The organism is Streptomyces sp. HSW2009, assembly GCF_040240285.1.
GTDB lineage: Bacteria > Actinomycetota > Actinomycetes > Streptomycetales > Streptomycetaceae > Streptomyces.
Window position 1 is genome coordinate 1 of the sequence record NZ_JBEHZD010000482.1, and the last position, 6,174, is coordinate 6,174.

General features: G+C 75.1%; 5 protein-coding genes and 2 pseudogenes. 4 read left to right on the plus strand and 3 right to left on the minus strand.

Annotation, left to right across the window (positions count from 1 at the left end; translation table 11 throughout):
* Positions 1 to 432 (minus strand): annotated as a pseudogene (locus AAHZ94_RS26820) (hypothetical protein); the annotation flags it as partial.
* Between the two features lie 382 nt (positions 433 to 814).
* Positions 815 to 1,636, minus strand: coding sequence for an SOS response-associated peptidase (locus AAHZ94_RS26825; protein WP_349995949.1), 822 nt, complete (start codon positions 1,634 to 1,636; stop codon positions 815 to 817).
* 240 nt (positions 1,637 to 1,876) lie between these two features.
* On the opposite strand from AAHZ94_RS26825, the gene AAHZ94_RS26830 reads away from it, so the two are divergent.
* The 4 genes from AAHZ94_RS26830 to AAHZ94_RS26845 all read left to right on the plus strand — a co-directional run bounded on the left by AAHZ94_RS26830 (position 1,877) and on the right by AAHZ94_RS26845 (position 5,785).
* Positions 1,877 to 2,590: a M50 family metallopeptidase gene (locus AAHZ94_RS26830; protein ID WP_349995944.1), complete on the plus strand. Its 714-nt coding sequence runs from the start codon at positions 1,877 to 1,879 to the stop codon at positions 2,588 to 2,590.
* Positions 2,591 to 2,943: 353 nt separating this feature from the next.
* Positions 2,944 to 4,341 carry a 3-phosphoshikimate 1-carboxyvinyltransferase gene (gene aroA / locus AAHZ94_RS26835; RefSeq protein WP_349995945.1) on the plus strand — a complete coding sequence of 466 codons (1,398 nt, stop codon included), beginning with the start codon at positions 2,944 to 2,946 and terminating at the stop codon, positions 4,339 to 4,341.
* A 10-nt stretch (positions 4,342 to 4,351) separates the two neighbouring features.
* Positions 4,352 to 5,359, plus strand: coding sequence for a ribosome small subunit-dependent GTPase A (rsgA, locus tag AAHZ94_RS26840; RefSeq protein WP_349995947.1), 1,008 nt, complete (start codon positions 4,352 to 4,354; stop codon positions 5,357 to 5,359).
* A 102-nt stretch (positions 5,360 to 5,461) separates the two neighbouring features.
* Positions 5,462 to 5,785 (plus strand): DMT family transporter, encoded by a 324-nt coding sequence (locus AAHZ94_RS26845; protein WP_349995948.1) that lies wholly within the window; start codon positions 5,462 to 5,464, stop codon positions 5,783 to 5,785.
* 24 nt (positions 5,786 to 5,809) lie between these two features.
* Here the strand turns inward: AAHZ94_RS26845 and AAHZ94_RS26850 are convergent.
* Positions 5,810 to 6,174, minus strand: a pseudogene (locus AAHZ94_RS26850) (hypothetical protein); the annotation flags it as partial.

Sequence of the window (6,174 nt, forward strand, 5' to 3'; positions counted from 1 at the left end):
GGGGGGGGCCGGGGGTGGGGCGCGGCCGCCCGGCCGGGGGGGCCCGCGGGCGGGCCGGGCCGGCCGGCCCCCCGGGGCCCCCCCGCTGCGCCCGCCGGCAACCACCGGCACCCCGGGCCCGGCGAGCGCGGGCCACAGGGCCCGCCATCCGGTGTCCAGCGTCTTGGGGGCGGGCGCCAGCTTCTTGCCCGCCACCCGCCAGGGCTGCTCCACCAGGGCGACGCTCACCCCGCGCGGCGGCAGGGCCGCGGCCAGCGCCACCAGGTCCCGTGCCTCGATGCCGCCGCCGGCCCCGTGCCCCAGCGCCAGTACGAGCCGCGCGTCCGGCGCCCGGTGCCAGGTGATCCGCGCGTCCCCGGTGGGGGTCTGCACCGTCACGCGCTCCGCCTCGGGGCCGCCGCCGCCCGCCGTCTTCTTCGCCGTCGTCCGCATCCCCCCATCCTGCCCCGCCCCCGCCCGCTCCCGCGGGTCCCCCGCCGCCCGCGCCACCGGCCCGACCGACCCGGGCCCGCGCCGTAGGGCTGCCCTCGCGCCCGCCCTCCATCGCCCCATCGCCCGCGGGCGCGCGCGTAGGCGGAGCCCGTACGAGCCGCGTACGAGCACTTTGCGCGCTGCGTCCCCACCGGACGGGGCGCGGTCGGGACGGGCACGGATGAGAAGGGGAAGCGGAGCGGGAGCCGTGTGGACGGGTGGGGCCGACGCGGCGCGGGACGAGATCGGCGCGAGGCGGCGCGGGGCGGGGCCGGAGCGGGGCCGGAGCGGGGCCGACGCACCGCGGAGCGGGCTGGGACGGGGCCCGGTCTAGAACCTCGGCCTAGAACAGCGTCTCCTCCTCGGGGGCCGGCAGTTCCTTGAGCAGTTCCGGGCCGTTGTTGCGGACGTTGCTCACGTCGACGCCCACCGGGTAGGCCCGCAGCAGGCCGCCGGGGGGCGGGGCGAGCAGGGCGCGCAGGGACTCCTCGTCGGTGTGGTGCGGGTCGAGCCAGGCCGCCCAGCGGTCCGGGGTCAGCATGAGCGGCATCCGCGGGTGGATCTCGGCGAGCGAGGCCGGCCCCGGGTCCTGCGGGTCGCGGCCGGCCAGCGGGACCGTCTCCGCCTCGGTGGTGATCACCGAGCAGGTGGCCCACCACGCGCGCGGGTGGTCGTCGGGGAGCGTGCGGTCGCGCCAGAACTCGTACAGCCCCGCCATCGCCAGCACCGAGCCGTCCGCCGGCGTGACGAAGTACGGCTGCTTGCGGGCGCGCTTCTTGCGCCCCTTCTCCTCCAACTGGCGCTCGTCGGCGCCGGTGACCCACTCGTAGTAACCGTCCGCCGGGATCACGCAGCGCCGGGCCGCGAAGGCGCGCCGGAAGGAGGGCTTCTCGTGCACCGTCTCCGCGCGCGCGTTGATCATCTTCACGCCGACGTCCGGCGTCTTCGCCCAGGAGGGGACGAGACCCCAGCGCAGCGGTCGGAGCTGGCGGACCGGGGTGCGGTCGGCCGCGTGCTTGATGGGGCGCTCCAGGACCGCGTACACGTCCTTGGTCGGTGCGACGTTCCAGTCGGGGGCCAGCGTCTCGGTCGGCTCCCACTTGCCCACGTCGAAGATCCCGGCCAGGTCCTCGGGCTTCCGGCTCGCCGCGTACCGTCCGCACATCTCGCTTACCACCCCTACCGAGCGCACCGTTGCTGCTGCCCCCATGCTGCCGCACCCGGCGCCCGGGCCGGACGGCGCGCGCCCCTGGCCGACGCCTGCGCCCCCGACGGAACCCGTTCCCGCGTAGCTGCGTTTTTCCTACTGTCTGCCCGGAGGTGCCAGACTGCGGCACCTCCGCGGCCGGGCCGACACCGCCGCCGGACGCACGCCAGGAACGACCCGGACAGGAGCCACCCACAGATGGAAAGCACCAGCGCGAGCGACCTGTGGGACCGCGTCTTCGGCACCCAACCCGACCCGTCCCACTGGCTGGTCGTGATCACCGGTCTGATCGCGCTCGCCGTCGTCACCTTCCGGCTGTCCTGGCGGCTGGCGCGGAACGCGATCACCATCGCGCACGAGGGCGGGCACGGCCTGGTGGCGCTGCTCAGCGGGCGCCGGCTGAACGGCATACGCCTGCACTCGGACACCTCGGGGCTGACCGTCTCGCGCGGCAAGCCGACCGGCCTCGGCATGATCCTCACCGCCGCCGCCGGCTACATAGCGCCCTCCCTGCTGGGCCTCGGCGGCGCCTGGCTGCTGGCCTCCGGGCACATCACGGCCCTGCTGTGGGGCGCGACCGCGCTGCTCGTGGCGATGCTGGTGATGATCCGCAACGCGTACGGGGCGCTGTCCGTCCTGGTCACCGGCGCCGCGTTCCTGCTGGTCTCCTGGCTGACGGAGCCCGAGGTGCAGGCGGCGTTCGCGTACGGAGTGGTGTGGTTCCTGCTGCTCGGTGGGGTCAGGCCGCCGTTCGAGCTCCAGCGCAAGCGGCGGTACGGGCAGGCCGGGGACTCCGACCCGGACCAGCTCGCCCGGCTGACGCACGTACCGGCGGCGCTGTGGATGTTCCTCTTCCACACGGTCACGCTCTGCTCGCTGCTCGGCGGCGGGCGCTGGCTGCTGGACGTCTGAGCGTCGGGACGGGGCGGACCCGTCCGGGCGCCCGCCGGCACGGGTTTGGCCGAGCGCCGGCCGCTGCCGACCCGTCCGGGGTCCGGATGGGTGCCCCGCCCGTACGGGCTCCGGCCGAGCGCCCACTCGCACGGGTCCGACCGAGCATCCGGCAGCTCGTCCGCGCGGCACCGCGTCGCGGCCGGGCGCCCGGCCCGTACGCGGTGTTCACCCCGCGGGCGACCGGCCCCCACCGGGTGTTCGCCCGGTGAGCGGCCACGGGTCGGACCACGTCTATCAGTGCCGTGTTACGAAGGGGTTTCACCGTTTTTGATCGGTAATGGCCCTTCGACGGAGCCACTAAAGTAAGGCTCATGACCGGCACTGAGACCTCCCCGGATGACGCCCTCGCTCTCTGGCCTGCTCCGCTCGCGCACGAAGCGGTCGATGCGACCGTCACCGTGCCCGGTTCCAAGTCCGTGACCAACCGCGGCCTGGTCCTCGCCGCACTCGCCGCCGAGCCCGGTTGGCTGCGCCGCCCGCTGCGCTCCCGCGACACGTTGCTGATGGCCGAGGCGCTGCGCGCGCTCGGCGTCGGCATCGAAGAGACCATCGGGTCCAACTCCGCCGGCGGGCCCGGCGCCCCCACCGGCAGCGGCGAAGCCTGGCGGGTGATCCCCGCGGGCCTGCACGGCCCGGCCACCGTGGACGTCGGCAACGCCGGCACCGTCATGCGCTTCCTGCCGCCGGTGGCCGCGCTGGCCGACGGCCCGGTCCGCTTCGACGGCGACCCCCGCTCCTACGAACGCCCGCTGCACGGCGTGATCGACGCGCTGCGCGCGCTCGGCGCCCGCATCGACGACGACGGCCGCGGCGCCCTGCCGCTGACCGTGCACGGCAACGGCAGCATCGACGGCGGCCCGGTCCGCATCGACGCCTCCGCCTCCTCCCAGTTCGTCAGCGCCCTGCTGCTCTCCGGCGCCCGGTTCAACCAGGGCGTCGAGGTCCGGCACGTCGGCTCCGCACTGCCCTCCATGCCGCACATCCGGATGACCGTGGACATGCTGCGCAGCGCCGGCGCCGCCGTGGACACCCCCGAGGCGGGCGGCGAGCCCGACGTGTGGCGGGTGGCCCCGAGCGCCCTGCTCGGCCGCGACCTGGTGGTGGAGCCCGACCTGTCCAACGCGGCCCCGTTCCTGGCCGCCGCGCTGATCACCGGCGGCCGGGTGACCATCCCCGACTGGCCCGAGCACACCACGCAGCCCGGCGACGCGCTGCGCGACATCTTCACCGAGATGGGTGGCTCCTGCGAGTTCACGACGACCGCCGACGGCACCGCGCTGACCTTCACCGGCACCGGCCGCATCCGCGGCATCGACGCCGACCTGCACGAGGTGGGCGAGCTGACCCCGGTGATCGCCGCGGTCGCGGCGCTGGCCGACTCCGAGTCGGTGCTGCGCGGCATCTCCCACCTGCGGCTGCACGAGACGGACCGGCTCGCGGCGCTGGCCAAGGAGTTCAACGACCTCGGCGGCGACGTCGCCGAGACCGAGGACGGCCTGCGCATCCGCCCCCGCCCGCTGCACGGCGGCATCTTCCACACCTACGAGGACCACCGGCTGGCCACCGCGGCGGCCGTGCTCGGCCTCACCGTCAGCGGCATCCAGGTGGAGAACGTGGCCACCACCGCCAAGACACTGCCCGACTTCCCCGGCCTGTGGACAGGGATGCTCAGCGCGACGCCCGGGGCGGCCCCGGTGTCGCGAGGCTGAGCGTCCCACCATGCGCCGCTACGGAAAGCACACCGACGAGGACGACGTACGCGTCCGCCCGGGCCGCCGGGGCAGCCGCCCCCGCACCAACCTCAGGCCCAAGCACGAGGACGCCGCCCCCGGCTTCGTGCTGACCGTGGACCGGGGCCGCATCACCTGCCTGGTCGACGGCCGCTCCATCCACGCCATGAAGGCCCGCGAGCTGGGCCGCAAGGGGGTGGTGGTCGGCGACCAGGTGGCCGTGGTGGGCGACCTGTCCGGCGACAAGGACACCCTGGCCAGGATCGTCCGCGTGCAGCCGCGCAGCTCCGTGCTGCGCCGGACGGCCGACGACGACGACCCGTACGAGCGGGTGGTGGTGGCCAACGCCGACCAGTTGGCGATCGTCACCGCGCTCGCCGACCCCGAGCCGCGGCCCCGGCTCATCGACCGCTGTCTGGTGGCCGCGTACGACGCCGGTCTTGAGCCGCTGCTGGTGCTCACCAAGTCCGACCTGGCCCCGCCCGACGCGCTGCTGTCCACGTACCAGCTCCTGGACGTGCCGCACGTGGTGACCAACCGCACCGAGCTCGCCGACGGCGGCGCGGCCGACCGGGTCAGGGAGCATCTGACGGGGCGGGTCACCGCCTTCGTCGGGCACTCCGGGGTCGGGAAGACGACGCTGGTCAACGCGCTGGTGCCGGAGCGCAAGCGGGCCACCGGGCACGTCAACGCGGTGACCGGCCGCGGTCGGCACACCACCACGTCCGCGCTCGCGCTGCCCCTGCCGACCGGCAGCGGCTGGGTGATCGACACCCCGGGGGTGCGCTCGTTCGGGCTGCACCACGTGGACCCGGCGCGCGTCATCCACGCCTTCCCCGACCTGGAGGCGGGCACCGCGAACTGTCCGCGCGCCTGTAGCCACGACGAGCCCGACTGCGCACTGGACGCCTGGGTGGCGGACGGTCACGCCGACCGGGACCGGCTGTACTCGCTGCGCCGGCTGCTCGCCACCCGCGAGCGCCACGAGGGGGACTGACGGCGCCCCGGGGACGCCCGGGAACCCGGTGCCGACGTTTGCCCGTTGATCTCTGAGGTACATGCTTCTTCGCACACCTACCGAACAGCGGGAGGCAATCTGATGGCGTGGCTTCTCGTGGTGGTCGCAGGTCTCCTGGAAACGGGCTTCGCCGTCTGCCTCAAGCTCTCCCACGGGTTCACCCGGCTGTGGCCGACGATCGCGTTCTGCATCTTCGCGCTCGGCAGCTTCGGCCTCCTCACCCTCGCCCTGAAGAAGCTGGACGTGGGCCCGGCGTACGCGGTGTGGACGGGCATCGGCGCGGCCGGCACCGCCATCTACGGCATGGTCTTCCTCGACGACCTGGTCTCCACGCTGAAGATCGTCTCCATCTCCTTCGTCATCGTGGGCGTCATCGGCCTCCAACTCTCCGGCTCGGCCCACTGACCCGCCCCCCGCTCAGCGCTCCGGTCAGTCCCCGGGCCCCGGCCTCGGCCAGCCCGACGGGTGTGCCTGGCCCGGCCGCCCCATCGGTCCCGGCTGCCCCACCGGCCCCACCCCGTACCGAGGTACGAGCACCAGCCGGACCAGCGCGGCCACCTCGTCGGCGGCGACCGGCGCCACCACGTACGACACGGCCAGCCGCGCCGCCGTCTCGCACACCCGGCCCAACTCGGCGCGCGCGGCCGGTGGCCAGTCCGCGCTGAGCGCGACCCGGGAGCGGTCGCTGACCTGCCGCACCATCTCGACGGGCGTCGGCAGCCCCCTGGGCAGTGGCGGGCCGGGGGGCGGCGGATCGTCGAACGCGGGCCGGGCGGGCGCCGTTCCCCGGTCCG